At 68.7% G+C, this 17,862-nt stretch carries 21 protein-coding genes and 1 tRNA gene; 10 read left to right on the forward strand and 12 right to left on the reverse strand.

Annotated features, from left to right (window positions below):
- Nucleotides 1–122: 122 nt before the first annotated feature.
- From greB to VV867_RS26090, 3 genes are read right to left on the reverse strand one after another with little or no spacing between them, the layout of a single operon-like run.
- Nucleotides 123–620: a transcription elongation factor GreB gene (greB, locus tag VV867_RS26080; RefSeq protein WP_089391706.1), complete on the reverse strand. Its 498-nt coding sequence runs from the start codon at nucleotides 618–620 to the stop codon at nucleotides 123–125.
- Between the two features lie 37 nt (nucleotides 621–657).
- The gene (locus tag VV867_RS26085) at nucleotides 658–3,150 is read right to left on the reverse strand and encodes an ABC transporter permease (protein ID WP_328567975.1); all 2,493 of its coding nucleotides are present in this window, start codon (nucleotides 3,148–3,150) and stop codon (nucleotides 658–660) included.
- Between the two features lie 13 nt (nucleotides 3,151–3,163).
- A complete protein-coding gene (locus tag VV867_RS26090; RefSeq protein ID WP_109933153.1) occupies nucleotides 3,164–3,847 on the reverse strand; it encodes an ABC transporter ATP-binding protein in 684 nt (227 codons plus the stop codon).
- Between the two features lie 10 nt (nucleotides 3,848–3,857).
- Here VV867_RS26090 and VV867_RS26095 point away from each other — a divergent pair, with 10 nt between their 5' ends.
- The 3 genes from VV867_RS26095 (at nucleotide 3,858) to VV867_RS26105 (ending at nucleotide 5,864) form a co-directional block, all read left to right on the forward strand.
- The gene (locus tag VV867_RS26095; RefSeq protein ID WP_109933152.1) at nucleotides 3,858–4,463 is read left to right on the forward strand and encodes an arylesterase; all 606 of its coding nucleotides are present in this window, start codon (nucleotides 3,858–3,860) and stop codon (nucleotides 4,461–4,463) included.
- Between the two features lie 71 nt (nucleotides 4,464–4,534).
- Nucleotides 4,535–4,813: a hypothetical protein gene (locus tag VV867_RS26100; RefSeq protein ID WP_109933151.1), complete on the forward strand. Its 279-nt coding sequence runs from the start codon at nucleotides 4,535–4,537 to the stop codon at nucleotides 4,811–4,813.
- Nucleotides 4,814–4,889: 76 nt separating this feature from the next.
- A complete protein-coding gene (locus VV867_RS26105; protein WP_109933150.1) occupies nucleotides 4,890–5,864 on the forward strand; it encodes a L,D-transpeptidase family protein in 975 nt (324 codons plus the stop codon).
- Between the two features lie 128 nt (nucleotides 5,865–5,992).
- On the opposite strand, the gene oprI is transcribed toward VV867_RS26105, so the two are convergent.
- On the reverse strand, nucleotides 5,993–6,244 hold the full coding sequence (gene oprI / locus VV867_RS26110; RefSeq protein WP_024128796.1) for an outer membrane lipoprotei OprI: 252 nt from the start codon (nucleotides 6,242–6,244) through the stop codon (nucleotides 5,993–5,995).
- A gap of 405 nt (nucleotides 6,245–6,649) precedes the next feature.
- Nucleotides 6,650–6,739: transfer RNA gene (locus tag VV867_RS26115), tRNA-Ser, on the reverse strand.
- Nucleotides 6,740–6,900: 161 nt separating this feature from the next.
- On the opposite strand from VV867_RS26115, the gene earP reads away from it, so the two are divergent.
- Together earP and efp are read left to right on the forward strand one after the other, a co-directional pair.
- Nucleotides 6,901–8,031: an elongation factor P maturation arginine rhamnosyltransferase EarP gene (gene earP / locus VV867_RS26120; protein ID WP_328567958.1), complete on the forward strand. Its 1,131-nt coding sequence runs from the start codon at nucleotides 6,901–6,903 to the stop codon at nucleotides 8,029–8,031.
- A 43-nt stretch (nucleotides 8,032–8,074) separates the two neighbouring features.
- Nucleotides 8,075–8,641 (forward strand): elongation factor P, encoded by a 567-nt coding sequence (gene efp / locus VV867_RS26125; protein ID WP_009623501.1) that lies wholly within the window; start codon nucleotides 8,075–8,077, stop codon nucleotides 8,639–8,641.
- Nucleotides 8,642–8,700: 59 nt separating this feature from the next.
- Here efp and VV867_RS26130 read toward each other — a convergent pair whose 3' ends face one another.
- The 4 genes from VV867_RS26130 to VV867_RS26145 all read right to left on the reverse strand — a co-directional run bounded on the left by VV867_RS26130 (nucleotide 8,701) and on the right by VV867_RS26145 (nucleotide 11,792).
- A complete protein-coding gene (locus VV867_RS26130) occupies nucleotides 8,701–9,720 on the reverse strand; it encodes an alpha/beta hydrolase (RefSeq protein ID WP_328567959.1) in 1,020 nt (339 codons plus the stop codon).
- A 27-nt stretch (nucleotides 9,721–9,747) separates the two neighbouring features.
- On the reverse strand, nucleotides 9,748–10,176 hold the full coding sequence (locus VV867_RS26135) for an organic hydroperoxide resistance protein (protein WP_109935380.1): 429 nt from the start codon (nucleotides 10,174–10,176) through the stop codon (nucleotides 9,748–9,750).
- 146 nt (nucleotides 10,177–10,322) lie between these two features.
- On the reverse strand, nucleotides 10,323–10,775 hold the full coding sequence (locus VV867_RS26140) for a MarR family winged helix-turn-helix transcriptional regulator (RefSeq protein ID WP_109935381.1): 453 nt from the start codon (nucleotides 10,773–10,775) through the stop codon (nucleotides 10,323–10,325).
- A gap of 45 nt (nucleotides 10,776–10,820) precedes the next feature.
- Nucleotides 10,821–11,792, reverse strand: coding sequence for a LysR family transcriptional regulator (locus tag VV867_RS26145; protein WP_275627142.1), 972 nt, complete (start codon nucleotides 11,790–11,792; stop codon nucleotides 10,821–10,823).
- 101 nt (nucleotides 11,793–11,893) lie between these two features.
- Here VV867_RS26145 and VV867_RS26150 point away from each other — a divergent pair, with 101 nt between their 5' ends.
- Complete coding sequence (locus VV867_RS26150; protein WP_328567960.1) at nucleotides 11,894–12,634, forward strand: sulfite exporter TauE/SafE family protein; 741 nt, start codon at nucleotides 11,894–11,896, stop codon at nucleotides 12,632–12,634.
- 6 nt (nucleotides 12,635–12,640) lie between these two features.
- Here the strand turns inward: VV867_RS26150 and VV867_RS26155 are convergent, their stop codons facing one another.
- Nucleotides 12,641–13,498, reverse strand: a complete 858-nt coding sequence (locus tag VV867_RS26155) for a LysR substrate-binding domain-containing protein (protein WP_109936011.1) — start codon at nucleotides 13,496–13,498, stop codon at nucleotides 12,641–12,643.
- Between the two features lie 97 nt (nucleotides 13,499–13,595).
- Here VV867_RS26155 and VV867_RS26160 point away from each other — a divergent pair, with 97 nt between their 5' ends.
- From VV867_RS26160 to VV867_RS26170, 3 genes are all read left to right on the forward strand, one after another.
- Nucleotides 13,596–13,829 carry a DUF1127 domain-containing protein gene (locus VV867_RS26160; RefSeq protein ID WP_109936012.1) on the forward strand — a complete coding sequence of 78 codons (234 nt, stop codon included), beginning with the start codon at nucleotides 13,596–13,598 and terminating at the stop codon, nucleotides 13,827–13,829.
- Between the two features lie 30 nt (nucleotides 13,830–13,859).
- Nucleotides 13,860–14,330 carry a DUF3291 domain-containing protein gene (locus tag VV867_RS26165; RefSeq protein ID WP_328567961.1) on the forward strand — a complete coding sequence of 157 codons (471 nt, stop codon included), beginning with the start codon at nucleotides 13,860–13,862 and terminating at the stop codon, nucleotides 14,328–14,330.
- A 62-nt stretch (nucleotides 14,331–14,392) separates the two neighbouring features.
- On the forward strand, nucleotides 14,393–15,616 hold the full coding sequence (locus VV867_RS26170; RefSeq protein WP_328567962.1) for a winged helix-turn-helix domain-containing protein: 1,224 nt from the start codon (nucleotides 14,393–14,395) through the stop codon (nucleotides 15,614–15,616).
- A gap of 6 nt (nucleotides 15,617–15,622) precedes the next feature.
- Here the strand turns inward: VV867_RS26170 and VV867_RS26175 are convergent, their stop codons facing one another.
- Nucleotides 15,623–16,486: a universal stress protein gene (locus VV867_RS26175; protein ID WP_109936015.1), complete on the reverse strand. Its 864-nt coding sequence runs from the start codon at nucleotides 16,484–16,486 to the stop codon at nucleotides 15,623–15,625.
- 179 nt (nucleotides 16,487–16,665) lie between these two features.
- On the opposite strand from VV867_RS26175, the gene VV867_RS26180 reads away from it, so the two are divergent.
- Complete coding sequence (locus tag VV867_RS26180) at nucleotides 16,666–17,271, forward strand: tRNA-(ms[2]io[6]A)-hydroxylase (protein WP_328567963.1); 606 nt, start codon at nucleotides 16,666–16,668, stop codon at nucleotides 17,269–17,271.
- A gap of 329 nt (nucleotides 17,272–17,600) precedes the next feature.
- On the opposite strand, the gene VV867_RS26185 is transcribed toward VV867_RS26180, so the two are convergent.
- On the reverse strand, nucleotides 17,601–17,810 hold the full coding sequence (locus VV867_RS26185; RefSeq protein WP_089391689.1) for a YgdI/YgdR family lipoprotein: 210 nt from the start codon (nucleotides 17,808–17,810) through the stop codon (nucleotides 17,601–17,603).
- Nucleotides 17,811–17,862: the final 52 nt, after the last annotated feature.

A 17,862-nucleotide genomic window follows, 5' to 3' on the forward strand; every position in this document is an offset into this window, starting at 1 on the left:
GCCTAATACATAGATGCAATCGGGTTCCTCTGTTCAAAAGCGGGTTGACGGTGGGGGTGAGTCCATACATAGGAGCGGACCTTGTCCGCGATTGCGCCGGCAGGCGCTGCGCGGGGCCTCGCTCAGGGATAGTCGATCTCGACCACGAACCAGAGCTTCTCGCCCGCCGGCGTGCGCACCAGCACCTCGGCGTCCAGCTCCTTGCCCACCAGGGCGCGGGCCAGGGGCGAGTCGATGCTGATCTGGTTGCTGCGCAGGTCCAGTTCGTCCGGCCCGACGATGCGGTAGCGGGCCTGTTCGCCGTCCTCGTCCTCCAGCGTCACCCAGGCGCCGAAGTAGACCTTGTTCGGGTCGCCCGGGCGGTCGCGCACCACCTTGAGGTTCTCCAGGCGCTTGCGCAGGAAGCGCACGCGGCTGTCGATCTCGCGCAGCATCTTCTTGCCGTAGATGTACTCGGCGTTCTCCGAGCGGTCGCCGAGCGCGGCCGCCTCGCTCACCGCCTGGGTCACCTGGGGGCGGCGCACGTTCCACAGTTCGTGCAGTTCGGCGCGCAGGCGCGCCTCGCCTTCGGGGGTGATCAACGGGGTTCCGGCGGTGCGCGGCGGGCGATAGCGGCTCATGGGGTTCCGGCTGTGGCTGGGCAGGCCAGGGAGTCTATCAGCCTTCGCGCAGCAGGCGCAGCGGGCTCAGGGTCAGCGCCCGGCGCGTGCCGAACAGCCCGGCGCCGCCCACCAGCAACGCGCCCAGCAGCGGCAGGCCGAGCAGCCAGGGGTGCGGCCGCCAGGGCAACTGGAACACCAGACTGTAGAGCAGGTAACTGATCAGCTCGCAGCCCAGGGCCGCCAGCACGCCGCTCACCGCGCCGAGCAGGGCGAACTCGCTGCGCCGGGTGCGCTGCAGCAGCTCGCGCTCGGCGCCCAGGGCACGCAGCAGGGCGCCCTGGCGCAGGCGCTCGTCGAGGGTGGCCTGCAGGCCGGCGAAGAGCACCACGAAGCCGGCGGCGAGGACGAACAGCAGCACGTATTCCACCGCCAGGGTGACCTGGTCGAGGATGCTGCGCAGCTGGCTCAGCAGCACGTCCACCGGCAGCAGGGTGACGGTGGGGAAGGCGCGGGCCAGTTCGATGGCGCTGCGCGGGTCGCTGGCGGGCAGGTAGAAGCTGGTCAGGTAGGTCACCGGCAGGTCGGCGAGGGTGCCGGGCTGGAAGACCATGAAGAAGTTCGGCTGGAAGTTGTCCCACTTCACCGAGCGCAGGCTCTGCACCTGCACCTCGCGGGTCTGCCCGGCGACGCTGAAGCTCAGGCGGTCGCCCAGCTTGATGCCGAGGTTGCCGGCGAGCTTCTCCTCCACCGAGACGCCGGGCAGTCCGCCCGCCGCGGCATCGCCCCACCAGCGCCCGGCCACCAGCTGGTTGCCGGCGGGCAGCTGCTGCGCCCAGGTCAGGCCGAGGTCGCGCTGCAGGGCGCGCTCGCTGCGCACGTCTTCGCTGAGCGCCTGCACCGGCTGGCCGTTCACCGCCACCAGGCGGCCGGGGACCATGGGGAACAGCCCTTCGGCGTTGGGCGAGACCTTGCGCACGCGGGCCTCGAAGGCGTCCTTCTCGGCCGGCAGGATGTTCAGGGCGAAGTAGTTGGGCGCGTTGGCCGGCAACTGGGCGTGCCAGGTGTCCAGCAGCTCGCCGCGCAGCAGGGCGATCAGCGCCATGGCCAGCAGGATCAGGCCGAAGGCCAGGCTCTGCCCGGCGGCGGCCAGCGGGTGGCGCAGCAACTGGCCCAGGCCCAGGCGCCAGGGCAGGCTGGCGCGCGCGAGCAGGCGGCGCAGGCTGTTCAGGGCGAACAGCAGCAGGCCGCCGAGGAGGGCCGCGGCGACCACCCCGCCGCCCAGCAGGGCCAGGGTCAGGCGCAGGTCCAGGCTCAGCCGCCACATGATCAGGCCCAGCGCCAGCAGCGCGCAGCCGTAGGCCAGCCAGCTGCGCATGGGCACCGGCAGCAGGTCGCTGCGCAGTACCCGCAGCGGCGGCACCCGGCCCAGGGCCGCCAGCGGCGGCAGGGCGAAGCCGGCGAGGGAGACCAGGCCGGTGGCGACGCCGGCCAGCGCCGGTACCGGCCCGGCCGGCGGAATCTGCGGCGGCAGCAGGTCGCCCAGCAGTGCCACCAGGCCGAGCTGCGCCAGGTAGCCGAGCAGTGCGCCCAGCAGGCTGGCGGCCAGGCCCAGGCTGAACAGTTGCAGCCCATAGAGCAGCAGGGCTTCGCGACGGCTCAGGCCCAGGCAGCGGAGCAGGGCGCTGGCGTCGAAGCGGCGGGCGGCGAAGCGGTTGGCCGAGAGCGCCACCGCCACGCCGGCGAGGAGGATGGCTGCCAGGCTGGCGAGGTTCAGGTAGCGCTCGGCGCGTTCCAGGGCGTCGCCGATCTGGCGGTTGCCGTGGTGCGCGTCGAGCAACTGCTGGTTCGCCGCCAGCCCCGGTTCCATCGCGCGGCGGTAGGCCTGCAGGGCTTCGCCGTCGCCTTCCCAGAGGTCGCGGTAGCGCACCCGGCTGCCGGGCTGGACCACGCCGGTGGCGTCCAGGTCGCGCAGGTTCATCAGCACCCGCGGGGTAAGGCTGTAGAAGTCGCCGGCGCGGTCCGGCTCGTAGGTCAGCACGCGGGCGATGCGCAGGCCCTGGCGGCCGATCTCGATGCTGTCGCCGACCTTCAGGTCGAGGCTGGTGAGCAGGCGTGCCTCCACCCACACCTCGCCGGGCTGCGGGCGACCGCCGGCCTGCTCCGGCTCCAGGGGCGCCGCCGCGCTCTTCAGCTCGCCGCGCAACGGGTAGCTGTCATCCACTGCCTTGACGCTGCTCAGCTGGATGCCCTGGTCGGTGGCGATGACGCTGGAGAACTCGACGCTGTAGGCGTGCTTCAGGCCCAGGCGGTTGCCGCTGTCGACCTGCTGCTGCGCGGCCGGCTGGGTGCCGCTCAGGACCAGGTCGGCGCCGAGGAATTCCGAGGCGCGCACCAGCATGGCGCCGTTCAGCCGCGCGCTGAAGTAGCCGATGGCGGAGCTGGCGGCCACCGCCACCAGCAGGGCGAAGAAGAGCACGCGCAGTTCGCCGCTGCTCCACTCGCGCAGCAGTTGGCGCAGGGCCAGGCCGAACAGGCGCGACAGCGGCAGCGATTTCATCGGCTCAGGGCTCCGCGTGGTCGATCAGGTGGCCGCTTTCCAGGCGGATCTGCCGTTGGCAGCGGTGCGCCAGGCGTTCGTCGTGGGTGACCAGGACCAGGGTGGTGCGGCGCTCGCGGTTGAGCTCGAAGAGCAGGTCGCTGATGCGCTCGCCGGTGGCGCTGTCGAGGTTGCCGGTGGGCTCGTCGGCGAACAGCACGTCGGGCTCGGCGGCGAAGGCGCGGGCGATGGCGACGCGCTGCTGCTCGCCGCCGGAGAGCTGGCGCGGGTAGTGGGTCAGGCGCTGGCCCAGGCCGACGCGCTCGAGCAGGACACGGGCGCGCTCGCGGGCGTCGCCGCGGCCTTCCAGCTCCAGGGGCAGCATCACGTTCTCCAGCGCGTCGAGGCTGTCGAGCAGCTGGAACGACTGGAAGACGAAGCCGACATGGGCGGCGCGCACCCGCGCGCGCTGGTCCTCGTCCAGTTCCGCCAGGCGGTGCCCGGCCAGTTCGACGCTGCCGCCGCTGGGCTGGTCCAGCCCGGCCAGCAGGCCGAGCAGGGTGGACTTGCCGGAGCCGGAACTGCCGACGATGGCCAGGCTGTCGCCGCGCTGCAGGGCCAGGGAGAGGTCGTGGAGGATGGTCAGCTCGCCTTCCGCGCTGGGGACGACCTTGCTAAGGTTGCGCGCGGTGAGAATGCTTTCGCTCATGGAGGGTCCGATGCGTGCATGGCTATCGAGCGTCTGCCTGGCGTTGCTGCTGGTCGCCCAGCAAGCCGCGGCGCAGACGCTGCTGGTCGTCGGCGATAGTATCAGCGCCGGTTTGGGGGTGGATACCGGCCGCGGCTGGGTCAGCCTGCTGGAGCAGCGGCTGAAGGACGAGGGTTTCGACTACCGGGTGGTCAACGCCTCGGTCAGCGGCGACACCAGTGCCGGCGGCCTGGCGCGCCTGCCGGCGCTGCTTTCCGGGGAGAAGCCGAGCGTCGTGGTGATCGAGCTGGGCGGCAACGACGGCCTGCGCGGGCAGGCGCCGCAACAATTGCAACAGAATCTTGCTTCGATGGTCGCGGCCTCGCGCCAGGCCGGGGCCAAGGTGCTGCTGCTGGGCATGCGCCTGCCGCCCAACTATGGCGAACGCTATACCCAGGCTTTCGCCCGGGTGTTCCAGCAGGTCGCCGAGCAGGGCAAGGTGCCGCTGGTGCCGTTCTTCCTCGACGGCGTGGGCGGGGTGCCGCAGATGATGCAGGCGGACGGCATCCACCCGGCCGTGGTGGCGCAACCGCGCCTGCTGGATAACGTCTGGCCGCAGCTCAAGCCGTTGCTCTGATCGCCGGGTCGTCGGAAGGCTTCCCCGCGCGGGGGCTTTCCGCTATGTTTGCGCACCCTTCAGGAGCCGCCATGTCCCGCCCCGCCTGGACCCTCTTCGCCTACCAGCTGATCGAACCCGATTCCCAGCTCGATCTGTTCGCCTGCCGCGAGGTGCGCGTGCATCTCGTCGCCCGGCAGCTGGAGCTGGGCTCCCCAGCGGACCGCACCCTGTGCGGTGGCCTGTTGCCGGCGCAACCGCTCTGGCGCGAGGCTCAGCGGCCGCAGCTGCGCGACCGGCGGCTGTGCCCGGAGTGCCTGAAACGCCTGGAACAGGAAAAGCGCGGGCAACGATTTTCCTGGCTATTGTGAACTCTCCCGGAAAACAGGGTCTGAGTGGTACACTAACGCCCCCTCTGTCAACTGTGCTCTCGCCAAGGATCTCCGGATGTTGTCGCGTGTTATCGCCGCCTGCTCGCTGTCTTTTGCCGCGCTGCTCTCGGCCGGCCCCGTTTCCGCCCTCGAGCTGCCGTTGCCGGCGCCCGGCGAGGATATCGTCGGCCAGGTGCAGGTCATCAAGGCCAAGTACGAAGACACCTTCGCCGACCTCGGCCAGACCTATGACCTGGGCTACCAGGAGATGCTCGCCGCCAACCCGGGCGTCGACGCCTGGCTGCCCGGCGTGGGCACCGAGGTCATCATCCCGACCCGCTTCATCCTGCCGCCGGGCCCGCGCGAAGGCATCGTGATCAACATCGCCGAGTACCGCCTGTACTACTTCCCGAAAGGCAAGAACGTGGTCTACACCTACCCGCTGGGTATCGGCCGCGAGGGCTGGGGCTCGCCCATCGCCCACACCAACATCGTCGCCAAGACCAAGGACCCGGCCTGGTACCCGCCGGCGTCGATCCGCGCCGAGCACGCCGCCGACGGCGACCCGCTGCCGACCGTGGTGCCGCCGGGCCCGGACAACCCGCTGGGCCCGTACAAGATGTCGCTGGGCGTTCCCGGCTACCTGATCCACGGTTCGAACAAGAAGTTCGGCATCGGCACCCGCACCAGCCACGGTTGCTTCCGCATGTACAACGGCGACGTGACCGAGCTCTTCCCCATGGTGCCGGTGGGCACTTCGGTGCGCATCATCAACGAGCCGTACAAGTTCGGCCGCAGCGAAGGCAAGATCTACCTGGAGGCGCACACGCCGATCGACGACCATGGCAACCCTTCGGTCGTGGACAAGCACACCGCGGTGATCAACGCGCTGCTCAAGCGTGAAGACATCGCCAACCAGATGCAGATGGACTGGAACGTGGTGCGCGAAGTGGTGGCGGCCGAAGACGGCCTGCCGGTGGCCATCGCCCAGCCGCAGCAGCCCGGTACCTCGGTGGCCGCCAGCGAGAACACGACGGTGCAGATGCCCTGACGCCCGGGGCCTGCCGCAGGAGCCCGCCGACCGCAAGGTCCGCGGGCTTTTTGCTGCCCGTGGAAAACGCCGGGCAATAAAAAAGCCGACCTCGAGAGGTCGGCTTTTCGAACAGATCCGAGGATCTATTACTTGCGGCTGGCTTTGTCCAGCATACGCAGGGCGCGCTCGTTAGCCTCGTCAGCGGTCTGCTGGGCTTTCTGAGCAGCGGCCAGAGCTTCGTCAGCGTGACGGTAGGCTTCGTCAGCGCGGGCTTGGGCACGGGCAGCGGCGTCTTCAGTAGCGGTCAGACGGGCTTCGGTTTCTTTCGAGTGGCTGCTGCAACCGGTGGCCAGAACAGCAGCCAGAGCCAGAGCAGAGAATTTCAGAACGTTGTTCATCGTGTTCCCCTTAAGGTGGACATTTCCATTAAAGCAATTCCCCATGGGACTGGGAAATTAGCCGGACTACATAGTACTCATTACTTGTAGTAAGTAAACTGACTGAACGCAAGTAGGGCACTTTTTTTTCATGCTACGCGGGGTTGAACTCTTATTACCCCGGCATGTTGTGCAAAAAATGTGCAGATACGCCCGGCTGCCCTACAGTGGGGCTGTTGCAATGTCGTGAAGCACGGGCCAAGTGTTCGAGTATAGCGCCCCGAACTAATGCTAATTCGCGATAGGACGAAAGTCTGGTGGGAACTAACGGCGAGTAACTGTGGTCGCCAATTGCCGGTGCATTGGATGCAACCGGCTGGAATGAAAAAGCCCGGCTAACTTCATCAGTCAGCCGGGCTTTTGATCTGGCGGTGAGGGAGGGATTCGAACCCTCGATACGGTTTCCCGTATACACACTTTCCAGGCGTGCTCCTTCAACCGCTCGGACACCTCACCAGGGTTTCGACAGCGCGTTGTCTGTCGAGGCGCGCACTTTACTCAAAGGTTTTCCCAAACGCAAATGTTTTTTCAACGGATTCATCGGCTTAAGGTGATCAAGGGGAAACCGCGGCGGCCCGCCTTGTTAAACTGGCGGCTTCCTTGGAAAGGCGAGTGCGATGGCGAGCTGGGATCTCTTCTGCTGCGTGGTGGACAACTACGGCGACATCGGCGTGACCTGGCGCCTGGCCCGCCAGCTCGCCGGCGAGCATGGCCAGGCGGTGCGCCTGTGGGTGGACGACCTCAAGGCGTTCGCGAGGCTGTGCCCCGGGGCCGATCCGGCGCTGCCCGGCCAGCGCCTGGCGGGCGTCGAGGTCCGCCACTGGCCGGCGCTGTGGGAGGACACGCCGGCCGCCGACGTGGTCATCGAGGCGTTCGCCTGCCCGCTGCCGCCGGCCTACGTGGAGGCCATGCGCGGGCGCGCCGTGCCGCCGCTGTGGCTGAACCTGGAATACCTGAGCGCCGAGGACTGGGTGGCTTCCTGTCATGGCCTGCCTTCGCTGCAGGCCAGCGGCCTGCAGAAGTATTTCTATTTTCCCGGCTTCCAGGCTGGCGTCGGCGGCCTGCTGCGCGAGGCGGGGTTGCTGGAGCGGCGCCGGGCGTTCCAGGCGGATGACGCCTGCCGACGGAGGTTCCTGGCCAGCCTCGACGTGGAGGTGCAGGGTGAGGAATGCCTGATTTCCCTGTTCGCCTACGAGAACCCGGCGCTGGCGTCCTGGCTGGATGCGCTGGCGCAGGGACCGCGACCCACGCTGTTGCTGGTGCCGGAAGGGCGCGTGCTGGGCGATGTCGCCGCCTGGCTGGGCCTGCCCGGGCTGGCGCCGGGCGACCGCCACCGGCGCGCCAGCCTGCGGGTGCAGGTACTGCCGTTCGTCCGCCAGGAGGACTACGACCTGCTGCTGTGGAGCTGCGATGTCAACGCGGTGCGCGGCGAGGATTCCTTCGTCCGCGCGCTCTGGGCGGGGCGGCCGTTCGTCTGGCACATCTATGAGCAGGAGGAGGGCGTGCACCTGGAGAAGCTGGACGCCTTCCTCTCTCTATACAGCGAAGGCATGGAGCCTGGGCTCGAGGCTGCCCTGTTGGCCTACTGGCACGCCTGGAACGGCCTCGGCGACGCGGCGACGGCCTGGATGGCGCTGCAGCAGCGGGCCGGAGACTGGCGGGAATGGGCGCTGCGCTGGAGCGAAAAGCATGCCGCACAGCCGGATCTCGCCGCGGGGCTGGTGCGTTTTTATACAAATTGGCTATGATACGTCCCCTGTTTTTTGTCTCCAATCCAAATCGGATATTCGTATGAAAACCGCTCAAGAGTTCCGCGCAGGCCAGGTTGCCAACATCAACGGCGCCCCCTGGGTCATCCAGAAGGCCGAGTTCAACAAATCCGGCCGTAACAGCGCCGTCGTCAAGATGAAGCTGAAGAACCTGCTGACCGGCGCCGGCACCGAGACCGTGTTCAAGGCCGATGACAAGCTGGAACCGATCATCCTCGACCGCAAGGAAGTGACCTACTCCTACTTCGCGGACCCGCTGTACGTCTTCATGGACAACGAGTTCAACCAGTACGAGATCGAGAAGGGCGACCTGGAAGGCGTGCTGACCTTCATCGAAGACGGCATGACCGACGTCTGCGAAGCGGTTTTCTACAACGACAAGGTGATCTCCGTCGAACTGCCGACCACCATCGTTCGTGAAATCGTCTACACCGAGCCGGCTGTCCGCGGCGACACTTCCGGCAAGGTCATGAAGACCGCCCGCCTGAAGAACGGTGCCGAGCTGCAGGTTTCCGCGTTCTGCGAAATCGGCGACTCCATCGAGATCGATACCCGCACCGGCGAGTACAAGTCCCGCGTCAAGGCCTGAGCCTTCGCGTGACCTGAAAATGCCCGGCATCTGCCGGGCTTTTTCGTTTCTGGCACAGGTTATTTCAGGTGCACCTTCAGCTCCTCGCCGGCCTGGCGCAGGGCGGCCTGCACGGCGGGTACGCCAGCCAGCGGGTTGAGCAGGCCGTAGTCGTGGATCATGCCGTTGTAGCGCACGGCGGTGACCGCCACGCCGGCGGCGTCCAGCTTGCGGGCGTAGGCTTCGCCTTCGTCGCGCAGCACGTCGAACTCGGCGGTCTGCACCAGCGCCGGCGGCAGGCCCTTCAACTGGTCTAGGGTGGCGCGCAGCGGCGAGGCGTAGATCTCCGCGCGCTGCTTCGCGTCGGTGGTGTAGCTGTCCCAGAACCACTGCATCATCGGCTTGGTGAGGAAGTGTCCCTGGGCGAACCGGTTGTACGAGGCCGTCTCGAAGCTGGCGTCGGTCACCGGCCACAGCAGGGCCTGGAAGCGCAGCTTCGGAGTGCCCTTGTCCTTGGCCATCAGCGCGACCACCGCGGCCATGTTGCCGCCGACGCTGTTGCCGGCCACCGCCAGGCGCGAGCCGTCGACGTCCAGTTCCTTGCCGTGCTCGGCCACCCACTTCGTGGCGGCGTAGGCCTGGTTGATGGCCACCGGGTAATGGGCCTCGGGGGAGGGCGTGTAGTCGACGTACACCGCCGCAGCGCCGGAGCTGACCACCAGGTCGTGGATCAGCCGGGCGTGGGTCGGGTAGTCGCCCAGCACCCAGCCGCCGCCGTGGAAGAACATGAAGGCGGGCAGGCTGCCCTTGGCGCCGGCCGGGCGGACGATGGTCAGCTTGATGCGCTGGCCGTCGGCCTGGATGGTCTTCTCGCTGACGCGGGTGCCGGAGAGGTCGACCTTCACCGAGGCCTGGGCGCCGCTCAGTACCGCGCGGGCATCCTTCGGCGCCAGGGTTTCCAGGGGCTTGCCGCCGCCGGCCTGCAGGGCCTCGAGGAAGGCCTGGGTGTCGTGCTGCACGCCGGGGCTGCCGGCGGCGAAGGCGTTGCCGATGGCCAGGGCGAGCAGGCCGCCGGCGAGAGTCTTGCTGAGCGCTTTCATGTTCGGGTTCTCCTTGGGCGGTAGGGGTCAGACGGCGACGTTCAGGCGGACTTCGATGTTGCCGCGGGTGGCGTTGGAGTACGGGCAGACCTGGTGGGCCGCGGCGACCAGTTCCTCGGCGACGGCGCGCTCCAGGCCGGGCAGATCGATGTTCAGTTCCACTTCCAGGCCGAAGCCGCCGGGGATCTGGCCGATGCCGACCTTGCCGGTGATGGAGGCGTCGGCGGGGAGCTGCCGTTTGCTCTGGCTGGCGACGAATTTCAGTGCGCCGATGAAGCAGGCCGAGTAGCCGGCGGCGAAGAGTTGCTCGGGGTTGGTGGCGTTGCCGCCCTGGCCGCCCAGTTCGCGCGGGGTGGTCAGTTTCACGTCGAGGTTGCCGTCGGAGGAGACGGCGCGGCCGTCGCGGCCTCCGGTGGCAGTGGCGGTAGCGGTGTAGAGGGCCTTGATGGTTTGCATGGTGGTGTCTCCGGGTCTGGTTTGTTCGTTAAAGTTTTGCGCGCTAAGTAAGTGCGTGAGGCAGAATTTAGTCCTGAGTTATTTTGCGCGCAAGATATTTATCGGAAGAATTCGCGATAAGCGCTTCCTGAATCGGGAATAAGGCGCTAGTCCGCGCCTTGCAGGCTGCCGCGCAGGTCCACCAGCTCGTCCTTCAGCTTGCCCAGCTGTTCCAGGTCCAGGCCGCTGGCGGCGAGGATGCAGCCGGGGATGCGTTCAGCCTGGCGCTGCAGGGCGCGGCCCTTGTCGGTCAGGCGCAGCTCGACCACCCGCTCGTCGCTGGCGCTGCGCTTGCGGGTGATCAGGCCTTCGCCTTCCAGGCGCTTGAGCAGCGGGGTGAGGGAGCCGGGGTCGGTGAGCATACGCGCGCTGATCTCGCCGACGGTGATGCCGTCCCGCTCCCAGAGCACCAGCATGGCGATGTACTGCGGGTAGGTCAGGCCCAGTTCCTGGAGCAGCGGCTTGTAGACCTTGGTCATCTGCAGCGAGGTGGAATAGAGGGCGAAGCACAGCTGGTTATCGAGCTTGAGCGATTCGCAGGCGTCCTTGGGTTGGCTCATGACGGGCCTCCGAATAGATGATTGCGCCTTAATTTAGCGCGCTGGCTATTTTTTCGCCAGTTCGTCGCTCGCCAGGTGCCCGGCGAGGGCGCTGTCCCAGGGCGGCGGGAAGCCGAAGCGTTCGACGAGGAAGGCCAGCAGCCGCTGGCTGCGCGGGTGTGTGCCGCGTTCCAGGCGCAGGGCGTGGATGCCGCCCGGCTCGGGCTCCGGCAGGCCCTGCTCGCAGAACAGTGGCTGCAGCTCGCCGCGCACCAGGTATTCGCTGCACAGCCAGGTCGGCAGGTGGGCCAGGCCGAGCCCCTGCAAGGCGCCTTCGACCAGGGTTTCCGCATTGTTGGCGGTCAGCCGCAGGCGCCGCGGGCGCAGGTGCTGCAGGCGCCCGTCGACGGCGAAGCGCCAGGCCAGCGGCGGGGCCAGGCCTTCCCAGTCCAGGCCGACGTGCCCGGGTAGCTGCAGCGGCGAGGCAGGCCGGCCGTGGCGGGCCAGGTAGTCGGCGCTGGCGCAGACGATGCGGCGCATGGGCGCCAGCGGCGTGGCCACCAGGCGGCTGTCCGGCAACGGGCCGATGCGCAGCACCAGGTCGACCTGGCCGAGGTTGTCGCCCTGCAGGTCGGTGAAGCTGTCGATCAGGCGCAGCTGCACGTCCAGGCCGGGGTTGGCCTTGAGGAAGTCGGCCAGGGCTGGCGCCAGGTGGCGGCGGCCGAAGGGCACGGGCGCGTCGATGCGGATCAGGCCCTCGGGCGCGGTGCTCAGCGATACCGCTTCGGCGCGGGCCTGGCGCAGTTCCTCGACGATGCGCCGGGCCCGCTCGGCGAACGCCAGGCCGGCCGGGGTGGCGCGCACCAGGTGGGTGCTGCGGGTCAGCAGGGGGCTGCCCAGGCCGCGCTCGAGGGCGTCCATGCGCCGCGCCACCGCCGAGGGCGTGAGCTGGCGCAGGCGCGCGGCGGCGGAGAAGCTGCCGCTGTCGAGGACGTCGAGGAACAGGTCCAACTGGTCTTCCAGGGCGCTGGGGGTCATGGCGGCTGCCTTTGCAGAAAACGCCAAGCCATTGTGCTCGGCTTTGCGTTTCCCATCCAGCAGCGGTCTTCTAGCATGGCGCCGAAGGGTAGGAGGTAGCGATGCTGGACATGGGCTTGGACTTTCTTCTGGGGCTGGTCCTGGGTTGCCTGGGCGGGCTTTTCGGGATCGGCGGCGGGCTGCTGGCGATCCCGGCGCTGGGCGTGCTGTTCGGCCTCGACCAGCAACTGGCGCAGGGCACGGCCCTGGTGATGGTGGTGCCCAACGTGCTGCTGGCGCTGCGCCGTTATCACCAGCGCAATCGCATCGATCCCGGCCAGGCGGCGGTGCTGGCGGTGACCGGGCTGCTCTGCGCCTTCCTCGCCTCCAGCCTGGCGCTGCGCATCGACGCGGCGCACATGCGCACGGCCTTCGTGGTGTTCCTGCTGGCCCTGGCCGGCTACCTGCTGCTGCGCCAGCGCGGCGAGGCGCAACCGCGGGAGGCCGCGCCGGGGCTGCCCTGGTTCGCCGCACTGGGCCTGGGGGCGGGTTCCCTGGGCGGGCTGTTTGGGGTGGGCGGCGGCGTGCTGGCCACGCCGGTGCTGACCTCGCTGTTCGGCTTCAGCCAGGTGGTGGCCCAGGGGCTGGCCCTGGCATTGGCGGCGCCGAGCACGGCGGTGGCGCTGGGCACCTATGCGCTGCACGGCCATGTCGACTGGCGCATGGGTGCCTGTCTCGCGGCCGGCGGCCTGCTGAGCATCTCCTGGGGCGTGAGGCTGGCCCACGCGCTGCCCGAGCGCGCCCTGCGCTTCGCCTTCAGCCTGTTCCTGGTGGCCTGCGCGCTGCTCCTGCTGCGCCAGTGAGGCGGCTCAGGCGGCGGCGAAGCCTTCGACGATGTAGTCGGCCAGCTTGTCGGTGACCGGCGACTGCCGCGGCGGGTTGCGCAGCAGCACGATGCTCGCCGAGGGCAGGGTCGGCAGGCCTTCCTCCTCGCCGATGATGCGCAGGTTGCCGGTGAGCAGGCTGCGCAGCTGGGCGGTGACCGCCAGGCCCGCGCTGGCCACGGCGAACAGCGCCGAGAGGCTGGGGCTGCTGTAGGCGATGCGGTAGTCGATCTCCATCGCTTCCAGGGCATTGCAGGCCCAGGCGCGGCAGAAGCAGGTGGTGTTGAACATCGCCAGCGGCAGCGGGCGCTGCTCCTGCGGACAGAAGCTTTCCGCGGCCATCCAGACGAAGGGCTCCTGGCGCAGCAACTGGCCGATCTCGGTGCCCGGCTCGCGGGTGACGATGGTCAGGTCCAGGTCCTTGCGGGTGAGCAACTGCGAGGAGGTCTCGCAGTGCACTTCCACCTGTACCAGCGGGTAGGCCTGGGCGAAGCGCGAGAGGATGTCCGGGAGGAAGCGCATCACGTAGTCGTCCGGCGTGCCGATGCGCACCGCGCCGACCATGTGCGGCTGGCGCAGGGTGTTGAACACCTCGCCCTGCAGCCGCAGGATGCGCCGCGCGTAGCCCAGCAGCACCTGGCCCTCGGGCGTCAGGCGCACCTGGCGGCCGTCGCGTTCGAACAGGGTGCGTTCCAGCACGTCGTCCTCCAGGCGTTTCATCTGCATGCTCACCGCCGACTGGGTGCGGTTGACCACTTCGGCGGCGCGGGTGAAACCACCGTGGTCGGCGATGGCGACGAAGGTGCGCAGCAGTTCGCTGTCGATGCTGGGGAAGCTGCTCATACATCAAGCTCCGAGATGGGATGCATAAGAATGATTCGTTGGATTGATCTTATGCCCGGCGCGAGACTGGTGCCAACCCCACAGGGAGGACGGCACGATGAAAGCGCAATTCGGTTTCGTGATGGCACCCTCGGTGCTTGCCCAGCGGCACTCCGCCGCTGTCTTCTGGCATGGCCTGCTGGGCCGCATCCGCCGCTGGCGGGAGCTGGCGCGGCAGCGCGAACAGCTGGCCAGCCTCAGCGACGCGGCGCTCAAGGACATCGGCCTGAGCCGCGCGGACATTCTCCAGGAAGCGGAGAAACCCTTCTGGATCGACCACCTGCGTCGCTGAACCCCGCCTGACGTGCACAAGGAAAGGCCCATGTCGCAACCCTACCACCTGGCCCAGGTCAACATCGCCCGGGCCAGGGCCCCGCTCGATCACCCGCTGATGCGGGATTTCGTCGACCAGCTGGCGCCCGTCAACGCCCTGGCCGAGGCCAGCCGCGGTTTCGTCTGGCGTTTGCAGGACGAGGCGGGCGACGCCACCGGCGTCCAGGCCTTCGACGACCCGCGGATCATCGTCAACCTGTCGCTGTGGGAGTCCCTGGAGGCCCTGCGCGACTATGTCTATGGCGGCGAGCACCTCGCCGTGCTGCGTCGGCGCCGGGACTGGATGGAGAAGCTGCCGGGGCCGACCCTGGCGCTCTGGTGGTTGCCGGCCGGGCAATTGCCGAGCCTGGCCCAGGCCCGCGCGACCCTGCGCAGCCTGGCCGAAAGGGGGCCGAGCGCCGAGGCCTTCAGCATCGCCCGGCCGTTCCCCGCGCCCGGCATGGAAGCCCTGCCGGCCTGATGTCGGCGCTGGCGGCTTTGGCGTAGGATCGAGAGCCCCGATCCGCCCAGCAGGAAGCGCCCATGACCGACAGCCTGTCCCTCAAGCAAGCCCGCCGCCTGGCCCTGGCGGCCCAGGGTTTCGCCGGCCGCCGGCCGCTCGCCCGGGTGCAGCGCCGGCACCTGCAGCAGGTGCTGGAACGCCTGGGCGTGCTGCAGATCGATTCGGTCAATGCCCTGACCCGCTCGCACTACCTGCCGCTGTTCTCGCGCCTGGGCTGCTACCCGCAGGCGCTGCTGGACGAGGCGGCCTGGAGCGCCGGGCGCCACCGGCGGATGTTCGAGTACTGGGGGCACGAGGCTTCCCTGCTGCCGCTGGAGCTCTACCCGCTGATGCGCTGGCGCATGCGCCGCGCAGCCGTGGGGCAGGGCATCTATAAGCAGCTGGCGCGCTTCGGCGAGGAGCGCCGCGAGGTGATCGAACGGGTGCTGCAGGCGGTACGTGAGCAGGGCGCCCTGGGCGCCGGCAGCCTGACCACCCGCAGCGAGCGCGCCGGCCCCTGGTGGGACTGGAGCGACGAGAAGCACGCCCTGGAATGGCTGTTCGCCGCCGGCGAGGTGACGGTGGCCGGGCGCCGCGGCTTCGAGCGGCTCTACGACCTGCCCGAGCGGGTGCTGCCGGCCTCCTTGCTGGCGCTGCCGGAGCCGGGCGCCGAGGAGGCCCAGCGCGGCCTGCTGCTGCATGCCGCCAACGCCCTGGGCGTGGCCAGCGAGACCGACCTGCGCGACTACTTCCGCCTGGATCCGGCCGACAGCAAGGCGCGCCTGGCCGAGCTGGTGGAAGCCGGCGCCTTGCGCCAGGTGCGCGTGCAGGGCTGGTCGCAGGCGGCCTACGTCGCCGGCGAGCCGGTCATTCCGCGCAAGGTGACGGCCAGCGCGCTGCTGTCGCCCTTCGATTCCCTGGTGTGGGAGCGCGCCCGCACCGAGCGGCTGTTCGACTTCCGCTACCGCCTGGAGATCTACACCCCGCAGCACAAGCGGGTCTACGGCTACTACGTGCTGCCCTTCCTGTTCGACGAACGCCTGGCGGCGCGCATCGACCTGCGCGCCGAGCGGGCGGCGGGGCGCCTGGCGGTCCATGCCGTGCACGAGGAACAGCGGCCGCTGGGCGAGGAGGGGATGCTGGCGCTGGCCGGGCGGTTGCGCGAGATGGCTGCCTGGCTGGGCCTGGAGGAGGTACACGTGGGCTGCCGCAAGGCGGAGGGCGTCCGCCTGCGGGCGATGCTGGCGGCCGGGGCGGCCGCCTAGCGGTGGTCAGGCCTTGGCGGCCAGTTCCTCGAGGTGGGCGATGACTTCGTCCGGCTTGAGCACCAGCACGTCGCTTTCCAGGGCATCGAGCACCACCTCGGCGGTGTTGCCGATCAGCGCGCCGGAGAAACCGGTGCGCGCCACGGTGCCGATCACCGTCACCGCCGCGTCCAGCTGGTGCGCGGTACGCGGGATGAGCACGTCGGCCGGGCCTTCCTCGATGTGCAGGTGCTGGTCGTCCACCCCGTACTCGGCCTGGAAGGCCTTGCAGGCCTCGCGGTAGCGGGCCTCGATGGTTTCGCTGAGCTGGAAGGTCGGGTCGGCGGCGGACAGCATCGGCGAGGGGTGGGCGCTGATCACGTGCAGCGGGCCGTGGGTCAGCCCGGCGATGTCGTAGGCGTGGCTGACGATGTTGGCGTGCAGCGCGTGGTGCTCGGCGTCGTTGTTGCCGACGTCGACCGCGGCGAGGATGTTGCGCCCGGCCCAGGGCGTGGCGCTCTTCACCAGCAGCACGGGGGCGGGGCAGTAGCGCAGCAGCTTCCAGTCGTCGGGGGTGAGCAGGGCCTTCTTCAGCGGGCTGTCGGGGTGGTGCTGCTTGACCACCAGCCCGCAGCCCTCGGCCTGCTGCTCGGCGATGATGGTGGCGTGCAGGCTGTCGTGCCAGGCCTGCCGGCAACTGCTGCTGTAGCCTTCCTCGCGCAGGCTGGCGGTCAGTTCCTCGAGCCGGGCGCCGGCGTCGCCTTGCTTGCTGCAGGCCAGCAGGTGCAGGTGGGATTGAGTGACGCTGGCGATCAGCTTGGCGCGCTTGAGCGCCAGGCCGTCGGGCTGGTCGGGGGCCACTACTACGAGAATGCTGCGGATGGCTTGCATGGTCGTCTCCCTTGGCACTTGCCGTTGCTTTGCAGCAACTGTAGACGCGATCCGGCCGCGTGCTTCTTGAGGTGCGTCAAGTGTGGCGCTGGCCGTGCGCCGCCGCATTCGTATAATGCTCCGCCTTTGGCCGCCGGCGAACCCTTTTGCGCTGCGGCGATGAGCGACTGGAGCCCGTCATGTTGTCCGAAATCCGCGAATTCCTTGGTTGCGCCACGCCCGACGCCTGGGTCGAGGCCGCACTGCGGGACCAGGAAGTGCTGCTGATCGACCACAAGAACAACGAGTTCAAGGCCGCCAGCACGGCCCTGGCGCTGATCGCCAAGTACAGCGCCCACGAGGAGCTGGTGAACTTCATGTCGCGCCTGGCACGCGAGGAACTGCGCCACCACGAGCAGGTGCTGGCGATCCTCAAGAAGCGCGGCATCGCCCTGCGGCCGATCTCCGCCGGCCGCTATGCCTCGGGCCTGCGCGCGGTTGTGCGCAACCACGAGCCGCACAAGCTGGTCGACACCCTGATCGTCGGCGCCTTCATCGAGTGCCGCAGCTGCGAGCGCTTCGCCGCGCTGGTGGACCACCTGGACGCCGACCTGGCGAAGTTCTACGGCTCGCTGCTGAAATCCGAGGCGCGGCATTTCCAGGGCTACCTGGCGCTGGCCCGGCGCTATGGCGACGAGGTCGATATCCAGCGGCGGGTGGCGGACATCCGGGAGGTGGAGGCGGGGCTCATCAGCTCGCCGGACGGGGAGTTCCGCTTCCACAGCGGTGTGCCGCAGGTGGCTTGAGGCCTTCCCTGTTGGCGAACCCGATCGCGGACAAAGTCCGCTCCTACAGGGAAATGCCACGCCTTCCGGCAACCTGTAGGAGCGAGCTTGCTCGCGAACGGACTCCGCAGCGGGGTTTATTCGCGAGCAAGCTCGCTCCTACGAAGAGCATATCGGCGCGGGGCGCAAGACAGTTGCTCCTACGATCGTGCCCCCCTGGAACTGTAGGAGCGGGCCCTGCCCGCGATTCGCGCGCAGGGCGCGCTCCTACAGGGGAATGATGTGGGTGGGGCGGTGTAGGAGCGGACTCCGTCCGCGATAGGCGGATGACGCCCGTGCCCCGCGTGCCTTCAGCGCTCGATGATCTGCCGGATCTGCGACTGCGGGATCATCTGTTCCCGGCCCTCGGCGTCCTCGAAGCGGATCATGCCGCTGGCCTTGTCCAGCTTCGGCTTGTTGTCGGTGGTGATCATCTGGCCATCGGCGGTGCTGATGATGTACTCGCTGGAGCAACCGGCGAGGGCGAGCAGGCAAGCGGCGAGCAGCAGGTGTCTTTTCATGGTGGTCCCGGGCGGTTCGGCTATGAATAGCTTGAGCATAGCTGCTGGCCCG

The sequence above is a fragment of the Pseudomonas sp. JH-2 genome, assembly GCF_036231725.1.
GTDB lineage: Bacteria > Pseudomonadota > Gammaproteobacteria > Pseudomonadales > Pseudomonadaceae > Pseudomonas > Pseudomonas delhiensis.